Origin of the sequence: Variovorax paradoxus (genome assembly GCF_009498455.1) — a bacterium.
Lineage (GTDB): Bacteria > Pseudomonadota > Gammaproteobacteria > Burkholderiales > Burkholderiaceae_C > Variovorax > Variovorax paradoxus_H.
Map to the genome: position 1 here is coordinate 718,298 of NZ_CP045644.1, position 22,793 is coordinate 741,090.

The following is a 22,793-nucleotide window of genomic DNA, read 5'->3' on the forward strand; positions in this document are numbered from 1 at the left end:
ACGAAGACGACGACGAACGAAGACGTGCGAGCCGCGCGCGCATCGGGAGTTCACCCGCGTCGCCACGCATTCATCCGAAGGAAACCCGTCCGTTGACGACCGCCACCGCCCCTGCGCCCGCCGGCACACCCGGCACCGACACGCCACGCCAAGCACCGCACCGCTGGCAGTTCTTCCGCGCGGGCGGCGTGGACCAGGTGGTGTTCCGCAACGGCGAGGACATCGCCCGCCTCGCTGAACTCGACCAGAAGCTGTGGGTCGCACTCGCCTGCCCCACGCGCGGCATCGACTTCGATGCGCGCACGCTCGACCTCATCGACACCGACGGCGACGGCCGCGTGCGCCCGCCGGAAGTCATCGCGGCCTGCCAATGGGCCTGCGAACGGCTGCGCAGCGCCGATGTGCTGCTCGCGGGCGGCGGCACGCTGTCGCTTCAAGACCTCGACGACACGCGCGCACCGGGTGCCGACCTCGCAAAGGAAGGCCGGCGCATCCTCGACCTGCTCGGCAAGCAGGACACGCACACGCTGACGCTCGCCGACATCGCCGACCGCGGCGAATGGCTGGCGGCCATGCGCTTCAACGGCGACGGCGTGGTCACGCCAGCCACCGCCACCGATGACATGCTGCGCGCCACCATCGAGGAAGCGATGCGCACCCACGGCAGCACGCCCGACCGCCACGAACACACACCCGGCCTCGACCGCGCACGCGCCGAGGCCTTCATGGCCGACGCGCTCGCGCTGCGCGACTGGTACGCGCGGGGCGACGAAGAGGGCTTGCTGCCGCTGGGCGCGCGCACGCTGACCGCGGCCGAGGCCCTGCGCGCGGTCGCGGCCAAGGTCGACGACTTCTTCGCGCGCTGCCGCGTGGCCGCCTACGACCTGCAGGCGGTGGTGGCGCTCAACCCCTCGCCCGACGCCTACGACGCGCTCGCGGGGCACACACTCGACGCGAACGTGCAGCCGGTGGCCGAGTTGCCGCTGGCACCGGTGACGCCGCATCGCGCGCTGCCGCTCAGTGGTGCGAGCCTCAACCCCGCCTGGGCCGAAGCCATGGCCACCTTTGCGCGCGATGCCGTCGCGCCGCTGCTGGGTGAACGCGACACGCTGGACGAAGACGCGTGGCAATCGCTGCGCCGTCAGCTCGCGCCTTGCGACGCATGGATCGCCGCGCGCCCCGACAACGCGCTCGCCGGTCTGCCGCGCGAGCGCATCGACGCGCTGCTCGCCACGCGCGACGCCCTGCTCGCGCTCATCGCCGAAGACGAAGCGGCCGAGCACCACAACCGCCTGCTGACCGACCTCGAGAAGCTGCTGCGGCTGCAGCGCGACCTGCGTGTGCTGCTGCACAACTTCGTGTCGTTCAAGGCCTTTTACCGGCGCGAGGGCGCGATCTTCCAGGCCGGCACGCTCTATCTGGACGGGCGCAGCTGCGAGCTCACGGTGCAGGTGCAGGACACCGCCCGGCACGCCACGTTGGCCGGCCTGGCGAAGACCTGCCTTGCGTACTGCGACTGCACGCGCCAGGGAGAGAAGATGAGCATCGTCGCCGCCTTCACGGCGGGCGACGTCGACTTCCTTTTCGTCGGCCGCAACGGCGTGTTCTACGACCGCCAGGGCCGCGACTGGGACGCCACCATCACCAAGCTGATCGAGAACCCCACCAGCGTCGCACAGGCCTTCTTCGCGCCGTACAAGAAGTTCGTGCGGCTGATCGAGGAGCAGGTGGCGAAGCGTGCGGCGGCCAGCGAGGCCGGCTCACAGGCCGCGCTGCAAACGCTGGCCGGCAAGGTCGCCACCGCGGACCGGCCGGTCGACGCCGGTGCGCCGGCGAAGTCGCCGGCCAAGCCGGGGCCGATCCTGCCGACCGGCAGCCGCATCGACGTCGGCACTGTCGCCGCCATCGGCGTGGCGCTGGGCAGCATCAGCGCGGTGCTGGTCGGCATCTTCGGCAAGTTCGTCGACCTCGGGCAGTGGATCCCGGTGGCGCTCGTCGGCATCGTGATCGCGATCTCGGGCCCGAGCATGCTGATCGCGTGGCTGAAGCTGCGCCAGCGCAGCCTGGGCCCGATCCTCGACGCGAGCGGATGGGCCATCAACGGCCGCATGAAAGTCAACGTGCGCCTGGGCGGCATGCTGTCGCAGACGGCGCGCGTGCCGCCGGGCGCCAAGCGCATCGCGCCCGATCCGTACCGCCAGCGACACGGCCTTGCAGGCGCGCTGGCCGTCACCTGCGTGGTCGGTGCGGTGTTGCTGCTGGCATGGCGCATGGACTGGCTCGACCATCGGTTGCCACCGCGGCTGCAGCATGATCCGGCGGCTTCGTCGGCACCGGGCGCGTGAGAAAGAACATGGCAACCGACTGGCACCTCGAACGCTTCGTGGCGGCGCAAGAGCCCGTGTATGCGCAGGTCTGCGAGGAACTCACGGCGGGGCGCAAGCGCACGCACTGGATGTGGTTCGTCTTTCCGCAATTGAAGGCCGTGGGCCGCAGTGCGACCGCGCAGTTCTTCGGCCTAGACGGGGCCGACGAGGCGGCGGCGTACTGGGAGCACCCGTTGCTCGGCGCACGGCTGCGTCAGTGCGCGGAACTGGTGCTCCGGGTTCCCGGCACGGACGCGCATGCCATCTTCGGCTCGCCGGACACCCTCAAGCTGCGCTCCTGCATGACGCTGTTCGAGATCGTGGCACCCGAAGCGCAGGTCTTCGGCGACGTGCTGGTGCGGTACTTCGGAGGGATGCGGGACGACGCGACAATCGCGTTCATCCGAGCCTGACAGCGCACCCCGACTGGGAAATCAGAACTGCCCCTGCCCGTCGCCCGATCGGTCGTGCGCCCACCGAATGGCCTGCTGCTCCGCGTGCCGCAGCGCCTCGGCTTCGCTGCCGTACGCGACGTTGTCGGTGTCGGGCGGCAAGCGGTGTTCGGGGCCTTCGACGTCGCCGCCGCCATAGGCGCGGCAGAAGACCACCGGTCGGAAGGTATGGTCGTCGACTTGCTGCGCAGCGCACGAAAACCACCAGCCGAGGTAGCTGAAGGTGAGAAGGCGATCGCCGACGCCGTCCGCAGTCTCGGTCGCGGACGGCGCACTGGGCATGGCGGGCACGTGGCTGTCACCGGTCATGGTGAAAGACAAGCTCGCGGGTGCAAACCGGTCAGCCCTTGGCGGCGCGGAACTGGTCGCGCAGACCCTTGATCTGGTCGTGGTTGGCCTGGGCGCCGTCGGCCTGGCGTTGCACCACCATGCGCACCTCGGGCGGCAGGTTTTCCTTCAGCGCCTTGCGGTAGCGTGCCACCGCTGCGTCTTCGCCGCGCTCGCATTCCTCGAGCATCGACAGTGGGCTGTTGGCGCCGACCGTGCCCTTTACGTGCACCCAGCCGCGGTGCATTGCACCGCTGACCGTGCCGCCCTCGTCGGCCTTGCCGCCGAGCTGGCGGATGAGCGAGACGAGTTCAGATGCCGCGCTCGCGCACTGCGACGCGCGGCTTTCGAATACCGGCTTCAACTGTGGCGAATCCACTTCCTTCGCGCAGGCGCGGAAACCGTATTCGCCGTCACGTGTGTTCTCCAGAAGATCGTTCAGGACGTCGATCACCTGATCGTTCGAAACCGCGTCCGCGGTGGTTGCCTGGATATCGTTGGCCATGTGTGGTTGCTCCTTGAAGGGCCGATCGCCGGGGCGAGGACCGGGTTGAGAAAACTGCAATGAGCCTTCATGGTCGGCACGGTGCGGCGCGCGTCCTGTCGTCTCTGCCCGACGACCCGTGTAAGCCTTGTCCGAGGCCGACGACGTCGCTGATTTCCACCGACAGCGTCAGGGGAATTGCGATGCCACGCGCGGCGGGCCTTCGCTGACGCGCTCGTGCGCGCCGCCGCGCCAGCATCGCCTCCGACTGGGGGACTCGCCATGGAACGACTCTTTGACTCCTTTGCCAACACCGTCGCCCGCTGGACAGGCAGCCCGCCGGCCTTCCTGATTTGCGTGGTGGTGGTCGTGACCTGGGCCGCTGCAGGTCCGTTCTTCGGTTTTTCCGAAACGTGGCAGCTGGTGATCAACACGGGCACCACCATCGTCACCTTCCTCATGGTGTTCCTGATCCAGAACACGCAGAACCGCGACAGCACCGCCCTGCAGACCAAGATCGACGAACTCATCCGCACCTCCGACGCAGAGGACGAATTCATCGGCATCGAGAAGCTCACCGACAAGGAACTCATCGCGCTGCATGCACGCTGCGAGGCTGCGGCGAAACAAAGCCAAGCGACGCTGAAGAGGATGCAGACCGAGCGCAAGCGCCGGGGGCATGAGGACATCGACGGGGAGCGGGCCGAATAACAGGGAACGGAATTCCCTCGGCATGGCGCCTGTGCGGCGCCAGAAAGCAAAAAGCCCAACCTCGGAAGGTCGGGCTTTTTGCTGAATTTGGTGGCCTGGGGCGGAATCGAACCACCGACACGCGGATTTTCAATCTGCACAAGTAGGCATTTCCTTTGTGATGACTTAAGTTGATACATGCGACAATTTCTTTTAAAATCAAACACTTACTTGATAATTGAAAGATTTTCATGCGGATTGTCGTTGACCCAGATTGCTCTAGAATGCCTACATGGTGCCTACACGGCACTGTGTAGGCACCTATGACGACAAAACTGACTCTGACCACTGCACGGGTAGAGAACCTGCCCTGCGAGCCCGGTAAACAACAAACCATCCATTGGGACGCCAAGACCCCCGGCTTCGGCTTGCGGGTCACTGCGGCCGGCGCTCGCTCCTACATCTTCGAGTCCCGCCTGTTCAGCAAGACGCTGCGTATCACGATCGGTGATGCACGCGCCTGGGAGTTGGGCAGAGCGCGCACGGAAGCCTGCCGCCTCAAGATGCTCGTGGACGAGGGCAAGGACCCCAGGGAAGTGAAGGCCGAGCAGCGCCAGGCTTTGGAGGCTCGCCGAGAAGAGGCCGCACGCCAAGACGTGCTCTTTGGCCAGGCGTGGGACGCCTACATCCAAGAGCGCAAACTGTTTTGGAGCGAACGCCACTCCCGCGACCACGTGCAGCACGCCTCGGAAGGCGGGGTAGCGAGGAAGCGGGGGCAAGGCCTCACCCAGGCTGGTCCGCTGGCCGCACTGCGCGCGCTCCGGCTACCCGACCTCACGGGACCACGCATCGCACAATGGCTCACGGCCGAGACCGCCACCCGTCCGACGATGACCGCACTGTCGTTTCGGCTGCTGCGAGGCTTCATCCGCTGGGCGCAAGACATGCCGGCCTACAAGGGGCTCATTCCCGCCGATAGTTACCAAACGCGTGGGGTGAAAGACGCTGTCCCGCGCGTGAGGGCAAAAGAGGGCGACTGCCTGCAACGGGAACAGTTGGTCTCCTGGTTCACCAGCGTGCGCGGGATCCACAACCCGGTCATTAGCGCGTACCTCCAAGGCCTACTCATCACTGGCGCACGGCGGGAAGAGTTGGCGGCGCTGCGCTGGGAAGACGTGGATTTTCGCTGGCGCAGCCTGACGCTTAACGACAAAGTGGAAGGTGCGGGAGGGCGGACCGTCCCACTCACCCCCTATCTGTCCAGCCTACTGCTCGAACTCAAGCGGCTGAACGAAGTATCGCCGCCTCGGCGACAACTCAAACGCCTCGAAGCACGAGGCCTCACCTGGAGCCCTTCACCTTGGGTCTTTCCAAGCCCCGCCTCGGCAACTGGCAGGCTCGCAGAGCCGCGCAGTGCCCACAGCAGGGCACTCGAGCAAGCTGGCTTGCCGCACATCACGCTGCACGGCTTGCGCCGATCGTTTGGCACCTTGTCCGAATGGTGTGAGACCCCAGCCGGTGTCATCGCCCAGATCCAGGGGCATAAACCCAGCGCGATCGCCGAGAAGCACTACCGCCGCCGTCCACTAGACCTACTGCGCAAATGGCACGATCAGATTGAGGCATGGGTATTAAAAGAGGGGAAAGTCGAGTTCCCCTTCGCTACCCGAGCGGCCCTATGAGCGGTCCCACTATTGCCTGTTTTGCCTGGAACTTACCGTAACAAGAACAGTAAGCTTAGCCGGTGCTTCGAGGCACCGCGCGACGCAATCGACGATTTCACTATCATCGCCAGCGGGGCTCGACGCAGGGCTATGTCAGCCCGACGCAAGCTGAAGGGCTTGACTCGCTGCGCAGGAAAAGGTGAGACGCATAATGACCTCGGCTATGGGAGCCGAGAGTCGAGGGCAAGGTCACGATCTTGACGGTGCTCGATCCCTTTGCTTTCCGGTGAAAACCTTTACCCTGAATCTGGTCTCGGCGCAAGAGCGGCCGGAACGAGAAGCGACAAGCCCAAAAAATTACTCATAGTGCGAAAGAACATGGACTCGATAGATCTCACCGTAGAAGAGCTGAAAAAACTCGACCGCGTCAACGCCACAATCATTGAGTTCTTGCAACGCCCTACGTGGACCATTGCGGTCGGCGCAATGCTCATTAGCGGAGTACAACCTGCTGCTTACGCCACGAAGATCCCTGACGAAGGTAGCCAGCTACTGAATCCAGCCGTTGCCGCCTCGTTAAATCAACTGCGTAGCGCTTGTTCTGTGATGGAAGAATGGGCTGAAAGCTATGAGGACGATGACGGCTCCAGGTCCGACGTACCGACGGAGCAGGCGCCCATCGACTTCCTACTCTGGTGCGAAGAGGCTTATAGGGGAGCAATTGCTCCTCCTGAACTTCTCCACTACTTCTTTCGCCTCGCAGGGTTCCAAAAAGCAGGCCCTGCACCGCAAGACGTGGTGGCACGCCTCCTTGAGTTGGAACAGCATGCCGCCGTTGAACGCAGCAGGCAACCCCCGCTCGAGATCGAAACCTCGCTTCCAAACGCCCAGCAACCAAGTCCTGGGCATTTTTTCAAGCGCATGGAGGTCCTAGTCGAGAACCGCAAGATCATCTTGCCCATTGCAATGGAAATCGCCGAGGCCCTAGACAAGACCTGGCCTACTGGAATTCGACAGCCAAGGCTCGTGTGGAACCATTTACTAGAAATGGCTAAGAGCGGAAATCACTTCTCGCTCAGATTCACGGACCCTGACATTTTGGAGGTTCCGTGTGGGACGCATATCTGGGCACCCTACACTCGTGACGCTCTAGATCAGTTCCTTCGTCGCAACAGGGTGCACTTGCTGGGCGCAAATGGCGGCAACTCGCAATAGATCAGCGACGTTAGCTCGCCCAGGCCCTTGCGCGGAAAATCGTTGATTTCGTTGGCAATCGCATAAAGCTTTCCTGGATGGTCTGCACGATTGGCGCTGGCACTCACGTACCAGACCGTCGAGGTTCTTCTTGCCACACCGCTGCCAAGGGCGGACCAAATCAGCGAGATATACCGCAATGCCCATGTTGGCTGCCAACTCTTTGTGGCGCGTGATCTCCTGCCCCAAAAATCGTCGGCCAGTGTCCTGCGCGTTGCGCTGTAAGCGCGTGGCGATCCCATCTTGACGGCAGTCGCAGATCAGGCTGCCGACGACACTCAGCGATGCGGCAGCAGTTCGATGACGCGATTGGCGGGCTGGGTGGGCAGGCGCTCGAGAACGTCGCTGAGGTACGCGTGCGGCTCGTGTCCGTTGAGCTTCGCTGACTGGATCCCGGATCGACACTTCAAACTCCCCCACCAGTGGACACCAAAATTCCTCCAGGCAGGACGAGGGTTTCGTTATTGATCGCTCACGCGTCGGGGGCGATCGCCAGGCGTGCAACGGCCTCCTTCAGCCGATAGCTCCTGCCCTCGAATTCGAGCATGACGGCACGATGCATGAGCCGATCGAGGATCGGTGGTTCCCGTGGTCGCGTCGCCAAGGTATTTGCGCCCGTCCTGCACGACGCGGTTGGAGGTCACGACGATGCTGCCGCAGCTTTTGTAGCGCTGATGCACGATGGCCTGGAGCAACTTGGCGGCGTCGGCGATTCACCGCGCAAGGAAGAGATCGTCCAAGACAAGCAGATCAGATTCGACGTACGCACGCATCAGCGCCGTCTGCACCTTGGGTGCTTGCCAGTGTGAAGCTGGCAACTCGATGTCGGCCTCGACGTAGCGAACTTCATGCCCTTGCAGGGTGGCTTGGTAGGCGGCGGCCTTGGCAACATGCGACTTCACGGCGCCTGGCTTGCCGATGATCAGGGTGTTGGCCCCGTCAGCGATGAACTTCAGCGTGTGCAGCTCGAAGTACGCCTGACGGGGCAGCTTCGGATTGAAGCGCCAGTCGAAGTCGGTGAGCGTGGGCTGCTAAACGAATCGCGAGCAAGCTTCGCACTTCAGAACCGAGCCCGCCTTCATTGGCATTCATTTCCGGTCTCGGGCATTCACCCCGTCCTCCTGCACAACGCTCCATTTGACACTGGCTCCACGCATCGGCATGGAGCCACGGCGACGGACGTGAAACATCGTTGACGACGTGGCTCCTTCCGGCGCGAAGTTTCTTCAACCTGTTCAGAAGGAGCCATCATGGCACTTGATATCCGCGCTCTGCCCCATCCGGCGGATCGCTTCCGGCTCACCACCACTGAGTTTGCAACGCAGCAACTCGTCAATGCACAAACCGTTCGGAAGCGCCTGAGCCTCCACGGCTCCTATTTCGGTGTCAAACCGCTGCGTCTGCTGAACCGCCGACTCTTGTGGCCCGCCGATTCGATCAAGACGCTGATCGAGGAGAGCCAGCAATGAGCGACATGGCCACCACCCTCGAATTCGAAGGCCGCGATGCGCTGATGAAGTCGCTCGACGCGCTCCAGCCCACGGGCGAGCGCAGCACCGCCACCAAGTTCACCGCGCTGTATGCCAACATCGAGCAGGCGCTCACCCGCGGCGTGACGCAGCGTGCTGTCTTGGAAGCGCTCGGGCGCGACGGCCTGAAGCTGCATCCGGCGAAATTCAAGAAGCTGCTCGAGGAAGCTCGTGCTCAGCGCAACGAAAACGGGGAAGGCCTCCGCTGCTCGTCCTGCGGTGGAGTGCAAATGACGCCGCCCGCGACGGAAGCCCAACTCGAAGAAGGGAGCGAAAAGTGAACCCTCCCATCATCACACCTCCCTACCCTGTCGATGCGCTGCCCCCCGAACTGGCGCGTCTTGTCGGGGAGATCCAAGCCAAGGTGCAGGCTCCCGATGCTTTGATTTGTATGGCCATCTTGTCCGCCATCTCGGCGGCGAGTCAGAGCCTCGTCGACGTCCTGCTGCCCACTGGCCAGCTCCGTCCTGTCTCGACCAACTTCTTGACCATCGCAGAGTCTGGCGAACGCAAGTCGGCAGTCGACGGCATCGTGTCGGCCCCCATTCACGCTCATGACGAGGCTCGCTCGGTCAAGTACCAAAAGGATCTCTCGCAGTACATGTGCGACATGAAAGTGTGGCAAGCAAAAGACCAGGTACTCCGGGGCAAGCTCAAGAAGGCCGCGCACCAAGACGAGCCGACCGATGAGATCCAACAGCAGTGGGAGGCGCACGAGAAGAAGAAGCCGATTACACCCCGTCTGCGGCAACTCCATCGTCAGGACATCTCCGAACGCGCGCTCATCGAGGCACTCGAGGGTGACTGCGAATCCATCGCGCTCATGTCGGACGAAGGTGAGGCCGTCCTCAAAGGCAGTGCGATGACGACGTTCAGTGTGCACAACCGGGTCTGGGATGGCGCCAAAATGCTGTCGCTTGATCGCGGACGCGGTGTGCACATCGTCGCCCGCCATCCGCGAGGCACCATGAGCATCATGGTCCAGCCCGCCGTGCTCAAGAACTACCTGCACCGTCACGGCGACCTCGCTCGCGGTTCTGGCTTCTGGGCGCGTGTGCTGGTGGGAGCTCCGCCCTCCACGCAGGGCTTCCGCTTTGTGTACTGGTACAACGAGCAATGGGTCTATCTCCCTGGCTTTCACAGCAGCATCAAGGAGTTGCTCGAAGAATACGACCGACGGCTCGCCGAAGGTCCGATCAAACGCAAAGTGCTGGAGTTCTCGCCCGAGGCGGTGACACGCTGGATCGCGTTAACGAACCAGGTGGAAGCGATGTTGCAGCCGTTCGGCTATTTGAACGACATCAAGGATTTCGCATCGAAGTCGATGGAAATGACGGGTCGCCTCGCGGCGCTACTGCACTTTTTCACCAAGCAGCAGGGGCAGATCAGTCTCAACGCCTTGGAATGCGCATTCTTGATCATTTGCTGGCATATCGATGAATTCAAGCGCCTGTTCGGGCATCAAAGCGGCGTGACGCAACTTCAAGCCGATGCCAAGGCGTTGGAGCACTACATCCAGACGCTCTTTTACGGGAACGGCAATCAGCCGCTTCCCCGCAATGAGATTCTGCGAAATGGCCCGATCCGCCCTGCTTCGCGCTACGACGAGGTCTTAGACTACCTAACCGCTGGCAGCAAAGTGTGGATCGGCCGGCTCGGTCGCCGCCGCTTCATCTATCGCGGTCCCAACTTCGGCGCGCTCTGAGCGCTCCCGCGGGAGGCGGCTTCGGCCGCTTCGACTTCCGAAACAATGCGATTCCATGCGATTTGTCGCATGGAATCGCATTGTTTTATGACTCAGTGAACCTGACGTCCCTTGAAGGTGTTTCAGGCCAAGCGGCTTGTAGCTCGACCGGACCGACGAGCAGCCAGCGGCCACGCTGCCGCAGCGTCGACGGGACCCGCATGAACAGCACGTTGCCCCGAGCAGGGCTCGATCTGGCTGGAGGCATACCGCCCCGCGCAACTACTCCAACGCCTTCTACTCGAGTCGCATTCGGACACGATAGCCATGGTCGCCTCCAACATGCGCAAGCATCGCGCGAGCGACGACAGCCAAGCGCATCGTGCTTTTGCATCGATAGCTTTTTGAATGCAGGCGCACTTCGCCGCTACGCTCACGAAATACGTCGCCGCTCATCCGAAAAGTACGCGACGTCTGCACGCGTACTAGCTCGGCACGCAGCTGGAGAATCGCCGTCTGCTCGATGCTCGGCGGCTTGCTCTCAACGTTGGCGAACTTGTTCCGGCACTGGCCTTGGTCCAGTCGAAAAGGTCTGTTCGAGCACCGCCGATGTGTGCACCACCGACCCGATTTCTTGGCAGCGCTCAATCAACGCCTGTCGCTCAAATTCCAGCTGTAGTGCGCCCCCTCATCGCTTGCGTCATCCACGCGCTCCTGACCTCGATTGAAGTGCACAGCAGCGGATGCGTGCGGGAAAGGCGAAGCCAACTTTGCACCAGCGCCGCGCTTTCGGAATCGTTGCTCACTACCTCGAAAACACACCCGTCGAGCGTGATAACTTTTTATCGACCTGATGTCATATCTATGGCAATAGATACGTGATTCCCCTGGACATCTTCGCTTCATTGGGGAGAAGAGGTTTCGGATTATCTCTTTATCTCATTCGAAATTATCTACCCCGTCCCAGGACCCTCTTTCCGTCGAGATTATCGATCTCATTCGGATCTGTATCTAGTTGCCATCAGACGCGTGGACTTTCCCACTATGACATTCACCCAAATGACCAACTTCATAGCAACACCATCATCTTGTCCGCCTTCGTCACCATCGTTTAGTGACAAGCGTGCCTTGTGCATCAGCATGATCTACCACGATACCTTCAATGGGAAGGAATGCCTTCGCATACCGTCTGGCTTTCAGACGGCCAAGCACATTGAAGACATTGTCGGCCTCACCCGCGATCTGCTCGCAGAGGGGCCCTCTCAGTGCGCACCAAGCAAGTCCCCCGTTCAGCGCTTCGGATCAAAGCTAGACCAGCGAGTTCAACGTGCACTCTGGTTGACACCACAACAACTGCAGGAGAACCTTCCAAAGCATCGCCTTCACCCCTACGTCGAGCTCTTCATCCAGTGCGCTGCCAGAGAGCGCCTGTTTAACTGGAGGGCCTTGGGCAAAGCACTAAGCAAGGCGGAGCACAAGCAGTACGCTGAAGCTCGACAGCGAATGCTTGCGGCATTGCGCTCAGGAGCGCGTGAGCCGGCCTTTCGCAAGACAGTCAAACTTCATCAAGATAAGGTGCGGCGCAACCTTACCTGCATCCGGCGCTACACCGATGCTCAATTCCGTCGTCACTCGCGTCTCCTGGTGATTCGAGTCGATTGCATGTTCATCGAAGGGTTTGCCCCGGCGCATGACTGGACCCAAGCACGCGCCTACCGCGAGACACTGATCAAGTTCCTCAATCGTGTTCTTCCCAAGGTGATTCAGTCGCAGAAGGATCGAGATGCAAAGAAGAAGCCCCAGCCGATTGCCGGGTACATCATCGGCACCGAATACGGAATCGAGACCGGCTGGCACTTTCACGTCACGCTGTTCTTGAACGGTGACGATCATCAAAACGACGTTGGCATTGCAACGGCGATCGGTTTGAATTGGCTGAAGGAGATCACGGGTGACAACGGTCGCTACCACAATTGCAATCTCGACGCGAAGCAAGGCAAGCACAAAGCGGTAGGCGTCGGGATGGTTCACCGACACGACTTGGCCAAGCGCAAGATTCTGAGCAGCGTGGTGACGCGCTACGCCGGGAAGGGTTGCTACTACGCCGAGGCCCAGACAGGGACGAAGGATCGCCTGTTGAACAAGGGAGGCTGGCCTAAGGCAAAGGACCCGAAAAAGGGTGGCCGTCCTGAGAAACTGCTACCGCTGCAGCGAGAACTGTTGACGCACATGTTTTCCGAGAAGAAGAAGCGCTTCTTCCCGATCTGGAGGCCGAGTGAACCGTCTCAGCCGTCAGTGAGTTACTGACCCCAAGACGATGCACAATCGCCCGACAGCGCGGTGGCGGGAGCTTTCCGCGGGAATCATGTGTGCGCAGAAGCGTTCACTCTAAGGAAATCCGCCTGCTGGCAAGGCGGCAATGCAACGACACAATCCCTTCATGCCAAATATCGCCTCTATCCTCAAATCCGAAATCTCTCGCGTCGCCCGCAAGGAAGTACGAGCTGAAATCGAAACGCTCAAAAAAGCCTCGGTCGCACATCGCGCCTCGATCGCCGAACTGCGCCGCCAGGTAAGCGCCCTGGAGAAAGAACTTCGTCGTGTTGCGAAGGGCGCGACGCGCTCCGACACAGTCAAAAGTTTGGAGGATGAAGAAGCCGGCACGAAGCGCCGATTCAGTGCGACGAGGTTGGTGGCACACCGTTCAAAGCTTGAACTGTCCGCCGCAAGCTATGGGCAACTGGTGGGTGTCTCGGGGCAGACCATCTACCACTGGGAGCAAGGTAAAGCACGTCCGCGAGCGACGCAACTCGAAAGTCTCGCGGCGGTGCGAAGCCTGGGCGCACGCGAAATCGCGGAGCGCCTGTCCACGCAATAGAACCGCAGAAACTCGGGCGGCAGGAGCACCGCCTCCACCTCTATGCCTGTGACCTATCTTTCAAAGAACCGATTGGCCCGCTCCTTCTCGCGCTCCTCGTGGATCATTGAAAAAAGGTTCTTCAGCACCGAACGCAGATCTCGAATCGCAACGGGCTCATCCCAGTTTCCCTGGAACAGGTCCTGGTCGATTGACCTCCCTCCCTGATTCAAAGAAGTGACCGCAGCTTCGCAAAGACGTCCAACCTCCAGGACCCACCGATAGGCCAATTTCGCCTTTCTGGGGTCGCCCAGCGCTTCACCAGACAACTCAAAGAGGTTCGCCAGCGCCTGCCGGTCCAGCCACTCCTCTCCCACTTCCTGCTCGACTGGTTCCAGCAGATCAGACAGTTCGATGAGGCGCTGCTTCGCCGCCACATAAACCTCGTGGCTCAGGACCGGATCGGTCCATGGGGCTGGATTGGAGGCCGCATGCGAAGCTTCACTTGCGGCGCCCGAAGCGCCGTTCGGGCTTGGCTCCCTTAGAAACTCCCGGACGACCGCGAAAAGTCGCTCCAGTTCAGGCTTGTCGACCATCGGACAGTCGGCGACCTGATGGCCGTTGACCCAGATGGCCGTCCCGCGGATGTCGAGAGAGCGGATGTCGGTCCACGGCAAGTCAACAGCCGCAGACATCAGCTCCTTGACCCGCACCCCTTCCTGCGTCAGAACAATGCCTTCTTTGGCCCCGCCAAATACCGTGGTGTCGATGAGCGCGACAACATCTTCTTCCTTAAGGTCAACAGCGTAGTTGCCGCGAGCGGCACTGAGCTTCTTGACCGGGATGCGAGGAGCGAAGTAAATCCGCGAGAAGCCGACATAGGGAGCCAGCCGCGTGCTAAGAAGTTCCTGAAGGCTAGTGCGAACTGGACGTTTTTCAGTCGCGCGTGGCTGTCTCGGGCCCTCATCCGCTTGGGGGCGCGAGTCGAATGCCTTTCGCCCGACAGGATCCGACAGCGCCGCATAGGCGGCATTGACCTCCTGCATTTTGTTGGTTGCCCACTTCACCGTGTCGACATCGGCAGTGGCGTACTTGTCAGGGTGGTACTGGGTGCGCCGGCCCCTGTAGGCGAGTTCGATCTCCTGCTGGGAGGCGCTGGGACGTATGCCCAGCACTTCGTAATGATTCATGGCTTTGAAGAAGCAGTTGCTTGAGGAATGCCGGGGTGGACTCCCCAAAAAAAGAAGGCATACCGACCACGCCCAACCGGAAGATTGGGCATGGCCGGAGGCTATTGGTAGAGCTTCTGGCAAGTGCCAGACTCGTAGATGTCGCTGATCTTCTCGGCTTGGCCGCGGGGGCTGAGCTTGTAGAGCGCCATGTCGTCCGTGAACTTGTCCCGTAAACCCATCATGTATTGGCCCGGGTTACCCGTCTTCTGATCCAGAAGCGGTTTGACTTTCATGACGGCAGCGCCGGCCTGCTCGTGGCGCCCGAGGATCTGCGCGACGTTGGCGCATTTGTAGGCGTCATAGATGCGGCTTTCGTCGCCGGAGCAGGCCGTCATCCCGGCGCACGCGAATACAGAAAGCATGACGAAGCGCGGTAGCCGCGAGGAACTCTGTGGCATGTTGGGCCCCGTTCCTCAAGCGAGGTAGATGGCTACCAAAATCGCGATCAGGAGGATGGCTCCGATGAATCCGCCCAGCGCCGGGAAGATCACGGCCGGCCAGACCAATGCCTTGCCGAACGCTACGCCGAAGCTCGCGCCCGAGACGAAGACCCACTGGTAGAGCAGAACGAGGACGCCGACACCGCCGTAACCTGCGATCAGTTTTGCTTTGAGAGTCATTGTTGAGATGGAATGAAAAGTTAAAAGAGGGTTGGAGATCTGACGGCGCGGCCGACACCTGTCAGCAGCGATGCTTCTTGTTCACCGGCCGTCGGGGATCGGTGCCGAGCACGGCACCTTCCTTGGTCATGCACACGCCATCGGCGCAGGCATAGCCAGGCGCCTTGAGCACAGCGCGGTCGGCATCGCCGATCTCGCAGCGCAGTTCGTCGAAGTCGAATTCTTTGTAGACCTTCACGCGTTCGGTGGTCGTGTAGTACACGCCGCTGCCGCCCGCCTGCACCTGGATCGGATAGACCGGGTACTTGAGGTCGCGACTCCAGCCCTGCAGCTGAATCTCCATGGCCGATCGGTCGATCTGGTGCCTCACGGCATCGGGGTTGATGAGCGGATCGATGCCCTTGGCAAGCGCCAAGGGCGTCAAGACGATCGCGATGAGCGCGGCGAAGACGGTGCCGAGCATGGTTTTCATGAAAAGCCTTGAAGGAAGTGAACTTGAAGCGAAGTCGGCCGATGAACGCGGCGCGAGGTCGTGGTGGAGATCGACCTTGCATACCCGGGCGCGCCAATACCGAAAAATTCTACGTTAAACGTAGAGACGAGGTCGCCTCTTGTTACGAATATCGTAATAGTGCCTTCTCTCAGTCCTGCCCGCTCTGTTTTTGGAGTACGCCTTCGCATGGCGAGGGTAGCTGCCGGGTTGCCGCAGGATCGGCTCGGTGTGAAGGCCGGGTTGGACGAAGGGACCGCGAGCGCGCGCATCTCCCGCTACGAGAGCGGCATTCATGAGCCCAACATGGCATTCGCTCAGCGATTGGCCTCCGAGCTCAATGTGCCAGTGGCATATTTCTATGCCCCGGATGACGACTTGGCCAAGCTCATCTTGTGGTTTGGGCAGTTGAACCTGAAGCAACGAAAGTCGCTCGTCGAGTGTGCGAGCAAGCTCTCGCAGGCGCAGTGAACAGCTCCATTCCGGAAGGAGCCACTCGGCTTCAGCGATAAGCGTGCGACGCGCGCCAGCGGAAGTACTGGCAGAAATGCCACCCCAGCCCGAAGCCGAAGAAGATCCCGGTGGCTAGCACCAGCGCAAAGGCCCTCAAGTACTCGATCGGCCCGTAGAAAATTCCCATGGCAATGTCCTTTCTCTTTCTACATGGTTGGTAGTTCAGGTTTTTGAGCCCCCAAAGAACAAGCCCGGTGGGAGCCGGGGCTTGTGCCGTCGGGAAAAGGCCGTGAGAGCGAGAGGAGCCCTTGCGGTGGGCGGATCGCCATTCAGCGCCGCTCGCTCCGAACAGGGTCCTCATGCTGCAGCCGGAGTCGTTTCACCCGCACTTCCTCTTCGGTGGCGCGCCAGGCCGCTTCCCGTTGGAACGGGTCGGTTTGCTTGCGCTGCAGCATCACGCGATCCACTCGCTGAAGAAACGCCTCGTCGAGCACGAAGATCTCGTTCTGGTTACTCGTGACCGACGCTGCGGCCCCGTTCAGCAGTCTTCTCATGAGGGCCTGCCTTCGAAGAAAATCGCCTGCACGCGCTGTGCGCCTGCGCCGTGGGCCGGGAAGCCCACGATGGCGGCGCGATCGCGCTGCTGGCAGATGCCGCAGTTCAGGCAATCGGAATTTCCGGTGCTGGCGGGGCAGACAATCACCTGGCGCCCGGCTGGCGTACGGATGGGCTTGGTGAGCCTCTGAGGCAGGACGACCACCACGGGCGCGATACCGAGGTCCGCATACGCATCGGCTTGAACCAAGGTCTCGGCACTGAGGTTGACCGTGAAGCCAAGCCGGTTCGCATTGAGGATTGCCACTTGGTTGACGGATGTCGGCGGATAGTGGGTGTAGGTGAATCCACGGCGCCCCCGGTTCGCCATGGCCAGCCGTGTGAGCATTCGGGCATCGATGACACCGGGCGCTTCAGGCGTCAGGTCTCCCGCCTGGTTGTGGCGCCACAGGGCGTGGCGGCGCAAGGTAGCGATCTCCTGCAGCAACTCATCGAACGTGTGACCTCGTAGCCCCTTGGACACGTGGCGCCAATGGATGGCCAGGGGGCCGCTTTCGGCGTAGCAGCCATTGCCTTTGAAGCTGCAGTTCGGCGGACACGAGTTCGCACTCGTGGTTGTCACCGGGATCGGACCGGTCTTGCGGTTGCGACTGACACGCACCAGGTGATAGGTGCGGGTGTCCTGCTCGGAAGAAGCTCCGGCAGAGTGATTCGACCGCTTTTGTGGCGGCGAATTGGCGGATGGGCGAGCCTGTGCCCGCGCCATTGTTGGAATGGACAAAGTTGATCCTCTATTTGTGAGCGCAGCCGTTGACGGCAGCGCCATGAAGTGCCGGCCCCCACGGGCGATCCAGATCCGCGCGCGCATCCACCACGCTTCAGGCCAGAGAGGCCGGGGCGTGGTGGGTGCGTGTGTGGGGAATGAAGGCGGACCGAGAGGTCCGATGCGGCGCAGGGCGCCCTTTTTTTGTGTGCAGCTAAAGCGAGTCAGCTGCTGCTGCCTCAGCGCTTTTGGGCGGACGAAGGTGCTGGCGGTCCTGCTTCATTGCGACCCAGCCGTCTGGCCAGCTTGTTTCGCACCTCCACAGCGCAACCGTGCCAGGCACGGCCGCTGACCATGGGTGTGTCCAGTGCTTCGGGATCCATCGCAGCCACGCACCTGGCGTACTGCTCCAGCGCCTGCATCACAAAGGCCTGGATGAGCGCGCCGTGGACGCTGAACTCCATCAACTCGGTGACGAACTCAACGTTGGTCGATGGCATGCTCGCTCACCTCGCTCACTTCACATATCGACTGAAGGATCTCAAAGCCCGCATCGGCAATGAGGCCAGGATCCAGCAGCATGACCAGGTCATCGGTCATGCCCGAGCGCATGGATGCCCACACCTCGTCGCTCAAGCCGTCCTCGCGCGCGCGAGCCCTGGCCGCACGCTCCAGTGCCTCCTCATCGAAGACGGCAAGCTCGACGCTGAACACCAGCACCGTGCGCGGCGTGGACGATGCGCCGCTCATGCGCCCTCCCCTGCATCGACGCGCGAGATCTCCGCACCGAAGGCCAATGCCGCGTTGTCGAGGCTGGGCAGTCCGTTCTGCCGGATCCACCAGTCGGGCGGGCTGTACGGCACGGTCATCACGCCCAGATAGACGCCTTGCGACGCGTAGCCCACCACCTTGGCGCGGCCGATGCCGTTGATACGGATGAGCACGTCCTCGCCGATCGAGGGAACGTCGAACTGGGCCGACCACTTGAGCATGTCCTGGGCGAAGGGGTCGCGGGTGTGGGGCGGCACCGTGGTGTACCGCTGGAATCGGGTTGTCATGGATGTTTCTCCTGAGAAGGCAACACCGTCGCGTTGCCGAGTTGTCGGGATTTCATGCGCAAGGGAAGTTCGTCGCTCTCGCGCTCGACATCCCAGCCGCGGCGTCCGAGGCGCCGGCGCAGCACGTAGACGTGAGCGCCATAGGCGACGCGTGCGCCCGGGCGGATAGCTGCACGCTTGGCCGCCCGGTTGCTGTGAAAGGCGCGCACCTTCTCGCGCCAAGGGCCCGCATACGGCCCCACGGGTGCATCGGCTTGGGCGAGGAATGAGAGCGGGCAGTCGTAGTAGCAAGGTCCGCAGGACTCATCCAGGCACTTGACGGCGGCTTCGCCGTTTATGCAGTCGATCAGCGTCAGGCCAACCCACTTGCGCCCGATACGCTCGCCCGTGCGGGTCTGGGCCAGGAACCACAGGCGGTTGCCGATCACGCGGTGCGCCAGCACCGTGGAAGAAGCCCCGACGCTGGCAAGCTCATCGTGGATCGCCTGCGCCTTGGTGGCGCGGTAGACGATGGAGCCCATGTCAGGCGCCCGCCGCCAATGCATGCCCCTGTGCGAGGCGGACATCGAACAGGTCGCGAGGGTGAAGACCGATGGACTGCCGAGCCGCAGTCATCGACGAGAACAGGAAGACAAGAGAGTGGTGCATCGTGTAGACGTAAAAAAGCCCGCACAAGGCGGGCTGGGTTGATGAAGAAAAGCGCTTGAAGCAAGTGACTGTCATGGAGGCTGCGTACCTTGTTGACGCATCACAACGCCCCCGAGCCAGGCGTTCCAGCGGCAGCAAGACATGCCTCAGCACCATGGACATAGGCTTCGATGCGCGCGTACTCTGCAGGGGATGATTCCTTCAGGAGGTCGATCACCTTCAGATGCAAGGGGGTGGCCCGGGTCCAGACTCGGATCCAGGCGGCCGCATCGTCGGGCAGCGCACCATCGCCCTCGTCGGGACTGTCGATGCGCTCGAGTCGAAGTTCGGTGGTTTGGCCCATGTGCGTGAAGAGAGACCAGCCTTCGGCGCAGGCCTCGGCGTTTTCTTCTTCGCTGAGCAAGGAGTCTTCGCCCTGCGTCCGCGATGCCGGTGGCAAGAGGCCGTTGTACTCGCGAGCTGAGGCAATGATCTCGCGCATCGCCAGCGGCCCCATCGCATCGATGGCTTCGCGCTGCGCATCGTCGATTTCGCTCCAGTCCACGCTGCCATCGCCGCCATTGTCGACATCGGCGATCTCGTAGGCGCGCGCCACGCTGTGCGCGCAATGGATGGCACGCTGGAGCTGATGCCCTGTGTACACATTGCCTCCCAGCAAGTACTTGCTGGCGGTGTCAATGGAAATGGAGATGGAAGTCATGAAGGCGGCTACCGGTTGAGATTCGAATGAAGGAGGTGCGAAACGGCTCAAGGCCATGGGAAGACCTCGAACTCCAGAACGGCCGGCAACACCAGGTGGTCGCCGGCAAGCTCCAGGGCTTCGCATTGGTAGGCCTGCGCCAGCCGCAGCAACCGGCGCAGTGCGTCCCATCGCAGCGCCTGTGCCGCTGCGATGCTGTCGGCCGTGACATCGGCGCGCCAGCTGTAGTCGTCGAGCTCGAGGATCAGGAGGCCGCCAGTGGATGGGAACGCACCACAGGTCTCGCCCATCTGGTCCTCCGCGTGTATCTGCCGCGCGATCTCCCAGGGCAGGTGGCTCGAACTGACACGCAGCGTCCGGGCTATGTAGCGATGAAGCCCCACCGACTGCAGTGCGGAAGGCCCATGCGCCCACGGGGCTGGAGTGATTGATTCGTTGTTCATTTCTATTCGGGTTGTTAAAAAGAAGGCAAAGGGATTCGAAAGGCAAGAGAACAGGAACTGACAAACACGCCTACTGCGCTGGCGCGCGATGTCTCATGCCCCTCTCAGGACAGCTGTTAAGGAACGCTGGCCGATGCGGCACAATCTGCGCATGACGACAAAGCAGGAGCGGCCCGACGAGGCGCTAAGTGCGATGGCCATCGAGTGGCACAGGAAGGCCCTGGAGGGAGACCTTCACGCGCGCGGGATCGCTCATGAACTCGAGACGGAGTTGCGCCGGCGCGCTGGGGCACCATTTACGAACTACGACACCCTGGATCTACGGCCCCTGGAGACGAGATCGGCGCCACGCCGGTGGTGGACGCTCTGGCAGGAACGCTAACGTCCCCACATTTCAGGACACCGGCATATCCTCATCCCGCGAAGGCGGGGCCTGATCGCATTCGACACTGCGCCAGAACACCTTCTCCTGCCTGATCAGCCATGCGATCTCGGCCTCGTCGCGCTCGATGCGATAGATCTGCAGGTCCTGGCCGCCCAGCAGCGCGACCACATCGGCGGCGCGTTGACCCGTGACAGCAAGCAAATGCATGACCCGAAGCCGCATGTACGCCGGGACGCCGTGAGCCCATAGGGGCGCGGCGTCCATGCCGACACACGAGCACTCAAGAAGCTGGACATCGGGTGCGTCCACCACCTCGCGCGTGACGGTAGCGATCATCCACGGATGCTTTTGGTGCCGCTGCGTGGCGTTGACTTGCCGGATCCTGCGCCCGGTCCTATTGGTGTAATGCGCTGCTACGATCGGCTCGAGCAAGAGCCCCCAGTACCCCAGGCTATCGTCCTGGACCAGCACTGGGTGCAATAGGTCTTGGCGCCCTTTCTTCTCCATCCAGAGACGGACCTGGGATTTGAAGGGATCGTGTCCGAGGGCAGCGGCGGCATCGCGGTTTCCGATGCCGACTTCCGAGGGCTGGGGACTGTCGATCTGGCGATCAACGATCGCCGCCGATCCAAGTCTTTTCGACGTTGAGACTAGGTGCAGTGCGACGCGCCTTGTGGTTGTGAGGCTCGCAGTTCGCAAGCGTTCAGCACGTGTGTACATGATGTCTTCCTTGAAATGGAGTGCCCATAGCCAAAAGCCCCGTCCTCCTGATGGAGGGACGGGGCTTTTGGTAAGGGGGACGTGGTGGAGAGGCGGTGCCGAGGTTGGTTGTCTGCCTCATGAAGCGAGCTCAAGCGCATGGTCCAGCGCTCGCTGCTTCAGTGCGGCGCCCTGACCGAACCAGGCACTGTCAAGGCGGTACTCGCGGTTGCGGGCACGTCGTTCGTGGTCGACGTATTCGGTCATTGCACTCAGCAGGCCCCAGGCAGTGCCCCGAGCGGCTGCGAGTTCGGCGCCACGGCCTTTGCCTTCGTACAGTTGCAGAACCTTCCGCGCCGCCAACGCGCGCGGCACGGACTGCGCATTGGCATTGGACGCCGTTGGCTGATCCAGTTCGTCCGGCCCGTAGAGCACGCGCTGGATGTAGCCTTCGACTTCTTTGCTCTTGACTTTGCGCTCAGACAGGGCATTCATGCGATGCATGAAGTTGTCCCATTGCGACACAGCAATGCCCAACTGGCGTTTGATGGCGTCGGGGTCGAAGCTGGTGTTGTGTGGCACTCGAATGGCGTTGCTGCTCGCGCCGCTGATAGCCATGGTGAGGGTGTTGTGGCAAACAACCCTCACGGTTGTCGGCGTGACAGTGGTGGCCAGGGTGCCGTCGCAGGAGGTAGCGAGCAGCAGGTAGCCGTCGACAGCATCCGAGCCTTTGAGCACGGTGCGCTGGCCGGTGCGCGCCAAGGCCCAGAATTTCCGACCCGCCTTGAGAACGCCTGCTGTTTCCATCTCGCAGCCAGAGACCTCGATGAGGTCCCGGTAGAACTCGAGCACCGCCCGGGGCTGGACTACTTGGTAGCGATTGCTGACCACCGACAGGGCCGCCTTGGTATCGCTGCGATAGAGGACTTTCTGTTCCTCGAAGGACTTGAGGGTTTGGATACCACCAGTGCGCTCGCTTATGTAATGCACGGGCGTTTCGCAAATTGTCCAGGCCATACCTGCCTTCTGAGCCCAGACTTCCAGAGGCTGCTTCGGGGGGAGCTGGTGGCCCAGCAGATGCCAGGGGGTGTCGCCGGCGTAGGCCATGGTTTCGATGAGATGGGCCATGAATGATTGATTTCCTTTAAGAGTGAACACATGCGTAAGCCCGCGCCGCTCGCCGCAAGAGCAGCGTCCGGACGGGAATTCACGCCTACTTCCAGTTGATTTGGTGGATGACAGACAGGCGCGATCGCGACGGCACGAATGCCATCGATATTGCGCATCTGAGAACGGGAGGACAGACTCTGCTCGAGTGAACGGGTGAGTAATGCGAGTGTCTGATCCCATTTCACCTGGCCTGCTCATAGCGAGTGAGTCAAGAGAAATGCAATGAAATAGCGACTGCTCTACTGTTCTCGGGGGGTGATATAGGTCTGA

General features: G+C 61.9%; 29 protein-coding genes and 2 pseudogenes. 11 read left to right on the plus strand and 20 right to left on the minus strand.

The annotated features are described in order from the left end of the window. The first annotated feature begins 92 nt into the window (after positions 1-92). The gene (locus tag GFK26_RS03205) at positions 93-2,345 is read left to right on the plus strand and encodes a hypothetical protein (RefSeq protein ID WP_194274015.1); all 2,253 of its coding nucleotides are present in this window, start codon (positions 93-95) and stop codon (positions 2,343-2,345) included. An 8-nt stretch (positions 2,346-2,353) separates the two neighbouring features. Beyond that, positions 2,354-2,779: a DUF1810 domain-containing protein gene (locus GFK26_RS03210; RefSeq protein WP_153280816.1), complete on the plus strand. Its 426-nt coding sequence runs from the start codon at positions 2,354-2,356 to the stop codon at positions 2,777-2,779. A gap of 21 nt (positions 2,780-2,800) precedes the next feature. Here GFK26_RS03210 and GFK26_RS03215 read toward each other — a convergent pair whose 3' ends face one another. Beyond that, on the minus strand, positions 2,801-3,127 hold the full coding sequence (locus GFK26_RS03215; protein ID WP_228121885.1) for a hypothetical protein: 327 nt from the start codon (positions 3,125-3,127) through the stop codon (positions 2,801-2,803). A 31-nt stretch (positions 3,128-3,158) separates the two neighbouring features. Continuing rightward, positions 3,159-3,650: a ferritin-like domain-containing protein gene (locus GFK26_RS03220; RefSeq protein ID WP_153280817.1), complete on the minus strand. Its 492-nt coding sequence runs from the start codon at positions 3,648-3,650 to the stop codon at positions 3,159-3,161. A 261-nt stretch (positions 3,651-3,911) separates the two neighbouring features. Here GFK26_RS03220 and GFK26_RS03225 point away from each other — a divergent pair, with 261 nt between their 5' ends. From GFK26_RS03225 to GFK26_RS03235, 3 genes are all read left to right on the plus strand, one after another. Further along, on the plus strand, positions 3,912-4,340 hold the full coding sequence (locus GFK26_RS03225) for a low affinity iron permease family protein (RefSeq protein ID WP_153280818.1): 429 nt from the start codon (positions 3,912-3,914) through the stop codon (positions 4,338-4,340). A 302-nt stretch (positions 4,341-4,642) separates the two neighbouring features. Then, positions 4,643-6,001 carry a tyrosine-type recombinase/integrase gene (locus GFK26_RS03230; protein ID WP_093299162.1) on the plus strand — a complete coding sequence of 453 codons (1,359 nt, stop codon included), beginning with the start codon at positions 4,643-4,645 and terminating at the stop codon, positions 5,999-6,001. Positions 6,002-6,361: 360 nt separating this feature from the next. Then, the gene (locus GFK26_RS03235) at positions 6,362-7,198 is read left to right on the plus strand and encodes a hypothetical protein (protein ID WP_093299160.1); all 837 of its coding nucleotides are present in this window, start codon (positions 6,362-6,364) and stop codon (positions 7,196-7,198) included. 317 nt (positions 7,199-7,515) lie between these two features. Here GFK26_RS03235 and GFK26_RS03240 read toward each other — a convergent pair. After that, a pseudogene (locus GFK26_RS03240) lies at positions 7,516-7,629 on the minus strand (transposase domain-containing protein); the annotation flags it as partial. A gap of 80 nt (positions 7,630-7,709) precedes the next feature. After that, positions 7,710-8,262 (minus strand): annotated as a pseudogene (locus GFK26_RS03245) (ATP-binding protein); the annotation flags it as partial. A gap of 225 nt (positions 8,263-8,487) precedes the next feature. Here GFK26_RS03245 and GFK26_RS03250 point away from each other — a divergent pair. From GFK26_RS03250 to GFK26_RS03270, 5 genes are all read left to right on the plus strand, one after another. Next, positions 8,488-8,706, plus strand: coding sequence for a DNA-binding protein (locus tag GFK26_RS03250; RefSeq protein ID WP_093299157.1), 219 nt, complete (start codon positions 8,488-8,490; stop codon positions 8,704-8,706). Next, positions 8,703-9,047 carry a hypothetical protein gene (locus tag GFK26_RS03255; protein WP_093299155.1) on the plus strand — a complete coding sequence of 115 codons (345 nt, stop codon included), beginning with the start codon at positions 8,703-8,705 and terminating at the stop codon, positions 9,045-9,047. Before GFK26_RS03250 ends, GFK26_RS03255 begins: the two co-directional genes overlap by 4 nt. Further along, entirely contained in the window at positions 9,044-10,471 is a 1,428-nt protein-coding gene (locus tag GFK26_RS03260) for a YfjI family protein (RefSeq protein WP_228121887.1), read from the plus strand. Before GFK26_RS03255 ends, GFK26_RS03260 begins: the two co-directional genes overlap by 4 nt. A gap of 1,023 nt (positions 10,472-11,494) precedes the next feature. After that, positions 11,495-12,757 (plus strand): YagK/YfjJ domain-containing protein, encoded by a 1,263-nt coding sequence (locus GFK26_RS03265; protein ID WP_093299152.1) that lies wholly within the window; start codon positions 11,495-11,497, stop codon positions 12,755-12,757. 133 nt (positions 12,758-12,890) lie between these two features. Further along, the gene (locus GFK26_RS03270) at positions 12,891-13,328 is read left to right on the plus strand and encodes a helix-turn-helix domain-containing protein (RefSeq protein WP_093299904.1); all 438 of its coding nucleotides are present in this window, start codon (positions 12,891-12,893) and stop codon (positions 13,326-13,328) included. Positions 13,329-13,381: 53 nt separating this feature from the next. Here GFK26_RS03270 and GFK26_RS03275 read toward each other — a convergent pair whose 3' ends face one another. From GFK26_RS03275 to GFK26_RS03290, 4 genes are all read right to left on the minus strand, one after another. Continuing rightward, positions 13,382-14,497, minus strand: coding sequence for a J domain-containing protein (locus GFK26_RS03275; RefSeq protein WP_093299150.1), 1,116 nt, complete (start codon positions 14,495-14,497; stop codon positions 13,382-13,384). 101 nt (positions 14,498-14,598) lie between these two features. Further along, positions 14,599-14,937 carry a hypothetical protein gene (locus GFK26_RS03280; protein WP_093299148.1) on the minus strand — a complete coding sequence of 113 codons (339 nt, stop codon included), beginning with the start codon at positions 14,935-14,937 and terminating at the stop codon, positions 14,599-14,601. Between the two features lie 15 nt (positions 14,938-14,952). Next, a complete protein-coding gene (locus GFK26_RS03285) occupies positions 14,953-15,159 on the minus strand; it encodes a hypothetical protein (protein ID WP_093299146.1) in 207 nt (68 codons plus the stop codon). Between the two features lie 61 nt (positions 15,160-15,220). Beyond that, positions 15,221-15,631 (minus strand): hypothetical protein, encoded by a 411-nt coding sequence (locus GFK26_RS03290; protein WP_093429387.1) that lies wholly within the window; start codon positions 15,629-15,631, stop codon positions 15,221-15,223. Positions 15,632-15,838: 207 nt separating this feature from the next. On the opposite strand from GFK26_RS03290, the gene GFK26_RS03295 reads away from it, so the two are divergent. Next, complete coding sequence (locus GFK26_RS03295) at positions 15,839-16,120, plus strand: helix-turn-helix domain-containing protein (RefSeq protein WP_093299141.1); 282 nt, start codon at positions 15,839-15,841, stop codon at positions 16,118-16,120. A 31-nt stretch (positions 16,121-16,151) separates the two neighbouring features. Here the strand turns inward: GFK26_RS03295 and GFK26_RS33945 are convergent, their stop codons facing one another. The 12 genes from GFK26_RS33945 to GFK26_RS03350 form a co-directional block, all read right to left on the minus strand. Further along, positions 16,152-16,289, minus strand: coding sequence for a hypothetical protein (locus GFK26_RS33945; protein ID WP_176947366.1), 138 nt, complete (start codon positions 16,287-16,289; stop codon positions 16,152-16,154). Positions 16,290-16,431: 142 nt separating this feature from the next. Then, positions 16,432-16,656: a hypothetical protein gene (locus GFK26_RS03300; RefSeq protein ID WP_093299138.1), complete on the minus strand. Its 225-nt coding sequence runs from the start codon at positions 16,654-16,656 to the stop codon at positions 16,432-16,434. Beyond that, positions 16,653-17,525 (minus strand): hypothetical protein, encoded by an 873-nt coding sequence (locus GFK26_RS03305; RefSeq protein ID WP_228121889.1) that lies wholly within the window; start codon positions 17,523-17,525, stop codon positions 16,653-16,655. The genes GFK26_RS03300 and GFK26_RS03305 overlap by 4 nt, the downstream gene beginning before the upstream one ends. A gap of 134 nt (positions 17,526-17,659) precedes the next feature. Further along, entirely contained in the window at positions 17,660-17,920 is a 261-nt protein-coding gene (locus GFK26_RS03310) for a hypothetical protein (RefSeq protein ID WP_153280819.1), read from the minus strand. Further along, a complete protein-coding gene (locus GFK26_RS03315) occupies positions 17,901-18,170 on the minus strand; it encodes a hypothetical protein (RefSeq protein WP_093299133.1) in 270 nt (89 codons plus the stop codon). Before GFK26_RS03315 ends, GFK26_RS03310 begins: the two co-directional genes overlap by 20 nt. Next, entirely contained in the window at positions 18,167-18,478 is a 312-nt protein-coding gene (locus GFK26_RS03320; RefSeq protein WP_093299131.1) for a hypothetical protein, read from the minus strand. Before GFK26_RS03320 ends, GFK26_RS03315 begins: the two co-directional genes overlap by 4 nt. Continuing rightward, positions 18,475-18,999, minus strand: a complete 525-nt coding sequence (locus GFK26_RS03325) for a hypothetical protein (protein WP_093299129.1) — start codon at positions 18,997-18,999, stop codon at positions 18,475-18,477. Before GFK26_RS03325 ends, GFK26_RS03320 begins: the two co-directional genes overlap by 4 nt. 1 nt (position 19,000) lies before the next feature. After that, positions 19,001-19,201 carry a hypothetical protein gene (locus GFK26_RS03330; protein WP_093299126.1) on the minus strand — a complete coding sequence of 67 codons (201 nt, stop codon included), beginning with the start codon at positions 19,199-19,201 and terminating at the stop codon, positions 19,001-19,003. A 25-nt stretch (positions 19,202-19,226) separates the two neighbouring features. Further along, positions 19,227-19,826 carry a hypothetical protein gene (locus GFK26_RS03335; protein ID WP_093299123.1) on the minus strand — a complete coding sequence of 200 codons (600 nt, stop codon included), beginning with the start codon at positions 19,824-19,826 and terminating at the stop codon, positions 19,227-19,229. Between the two features lie 47 nt (positions 19,827-19,873). Next, positions 19,874-20,269 carry a hypothetical protein gene (locus GFK26_RS03340; protein ID WP_093299121.1) on the minus strand — a complete coding sequence of 132 codons (396 nt, stop codon included), beginning with the start codon at positions 20,267-20,269 and terminating at the stop codon, positions 19,874-19,876. Positions 20,270-20,663: 394 nt separating this feature from the next. Beyond that, positions 20,664-21,374 (minus strand): YqaJ viral recombinase family protein, encoded by a 711-nt coding sequence (locus tag GFK26_RS03345; protein WP_093299116.1) that lies wholly within the window; start codon positions 21,372-21,374, stop codon positions 20,664-20,666. Positions 21,375-21,491: 117 nt separating this feature from the next. Beyond that, entirely contained in the window at positions 21,492-22,481 is a 990-nt protein-coding gene (locus GFK26_RS03350; protein ID WP_093299114.1) for a DUF932 domain-containing protein, read from the minus strand. Between the last annotated feature and the right edge of the window lie 312 nt (positions 22,482-22,793).

What these genes read in the sequence shown, in the direction of transcription:
- GFK26_RS03290 (WP_093429387.1), bottom strand. Translation starts at nt 15,631, where the DNA reads ATGAAAACCATGCTCGGCACCGTCTTCGCCGCGCTCATCGCGATCGTC.
- GFK26_RS03225 (WP_153280818.1), top strand. Translation starts at nt 3,912, where the DNA reads ATGGAACGACTCTTTGACTCCTTTGCCAACACCGTCGCCCGCTGGACA.
- GFK26_RS03220 (WP_153280817.1), bottom strand. Translation starts at nt 3,650, where the DNA reads ATGGCCAACGATATCCAGGCAACCACCGCGGACGCGGTTTCGAACGAT.
- GFK26_RS03345 (WP_093299116.1), bottom strand. Translation starts at nt 21,374, where the DNA reads ATGTACACACGTGCTGAACGCTTGCGAACTGCGAGCCTCACAACCACA.
- GFK26_RS03305 (WP_228121889.1), bottom strand. Translation starts at nt 17,525, where the DNA reads ATGCGCGCGCGGATCTGGATCGCCCGTGGGGGCCGGCACTTCATGGCG.
- GFK26_RS03270 (WP_093299904.1), top strand. Translation starts at nt 12,891, where the DNA reads ATGCCAAATATCGCCTCTATCCTCAAATCCGAAATCTCTCGCGTCGCC.
- GFK26_RS03210 (WP_153280816.1), top strand. Translation starts at nt 2,354, where the DNA reads ATGGCAACCGACTGGCACCTCGAACGCTTCGTGGCGGCGCAAGAGCCC.
- GFK26_RS03235 (WP_093299160.1), top strand. Translation starts at nt 6,362, where the DNA reads ATGGACTCGATAGATCTCACCGTAGAAGAGCTGAAAAAACTCGACCGC.
- GFK26_RS03285 (WP_093299146.1), bottom strand. Translation starts at nt 15,159, where the DNA reads ATGACTCTCAAAGCAAAACTGATCGCAGGTTACGGCGGTGTCGGCGTC.
- GFK26_RS03250 (WP_093299157.1), top strand. Translation starts at nt 8,488, where the DNA reads ATGGCACTTGATATCCGCGCTCTGCCCCATCCGGCGGATCGCTTCCGG.
- GFK26_RS03330 (WP_093299126.1), bottom strand. Translation starts at nt 19,201, where the DNA reads ATGACAGTCACTTGCTTCAAGCGCTTTTCTTCATCAACCCAGCCCGCC.
- GFK26_RS03340 (WP_093299121.1), bottom strand. Translation starts at nt 20,269, where the DNA reads ATGAACAACGAATCAATCACTCCAGCCCCGTGGGCGCATGGGCCTTCC.
- GFK26_RS03230 (WP_093299162.1), top strand. Translation starts at nt 4,643, where the DNA reads ATGACGACAAAACTGACTCTGACCACTGCACGGGTAGAGAACCTGCCC.
- GFK26_RS03215 (WP_228121885.1), bottom strand. Translation starts at nt 3,127, where the DNA reads ATGACCGGTGACAGCCACGTGCCCGCCATGCCCAGTGCGCCGTCCGCG.
- GFK26_RS03335 (WP_093299123.1), bottom strand. Translation starts at nt 19,826, where the DNA reads ATGACTTCCATCTCCATTTCCATTGACACCGCCAGCAAGTACTTGCTG.
- GFK26_RS03255 (WP_093299155.1), top strand. Translation starts at nt 8,703, where the DNA reads ATGAGCGACATGGCCACCACCCTCGAATTCGAAGGCCGCGATGCGCTG.
- GFK26_RS03280 (WP_093299148.1), bottom strand. Translation starts at nt 14,937, where the DNA reads ATGCCACAGAGTTCCTCGCGGCTACCGCGCTTCGTCATGCTTTCTGTA.
- GFK26_RS03350 (WP_093299114.1), bottom strand. Translation starts at nt 22,481, where the DNA reads ATGGCCCATCTCATCGAAACCATGGCCTACGCCGGCGACACCCCCTGG.
- GFK26_RS33945 (WP_176947366.1), bottom strand. Translation starts at nt 16,289, where the DNA reads ATGGGAATTTTCTACGGGCCGATCGAGTACTTGAGGGCCTTTGCGCTG.
- GFK26_RS03295 (WP_093299141.1), top strand. Translation starts at nt 15,839, where the DNA reads ATGGCGAGGGTAGCTGCCGGGTTGCCGCAGGATCGGCTCGGTGTGAAG.
- GFK26_RS03275 (WP_093299150.1), bottom strand. Translation starts at nt 14,497, where the DNA reads ATGAATCATTACGAAGTGCTGGGCATACGTCCCAGCGCCTCCCAGCAG.
- GFK26_RS03325 (WP_093299129.1), bottom strand. Translation starts at nt 18,999, where the DNA reads ATGGGCTCCATCGTCTACCGCGCCACCAAGGCGCAGGCGATCCACGAT.
- GFK26_RS03310 (WP_153280819.1), bottom strand. Translation starts at nt 17,920, where the DNA reads ATGCCATCGACCAACGTTGAGTTCGTCACCGAGTTGATGGAGTTCAGC.
- GFK26_RS03315 (WP_093299133.1), bottom strand. Translation starts at nt 18,170, where the DNA reads ATGAGCGGCGCATCGTCCACGCCGCGCACGGTGCTGGTGTTCAGCGTC.
- GFK26_RS03265 (WP_093299152.1), top strand. Translation starts at nt 11,495, where the DNA reads ATGACATTCACCCAAATGACCAACTTCATAGCAACACCATCATCTTGT.
- GFK26_RS03300 (WP_093299138.1), bottom strand. Translation starts at nt 16,656, where the DNA reads ATGAGAAGACTGCTGAACGGGGCCGCAGCGTCGGTCACGAGTAACCAG.
- GFK26_RS03320 (WP_093299131.1), bottom strand. Translation starts at nt 18,478, where the DNA reads ATGACAACCCGATTCCAGCGGTACACCACGGTGCCGCCCCACACCCGC.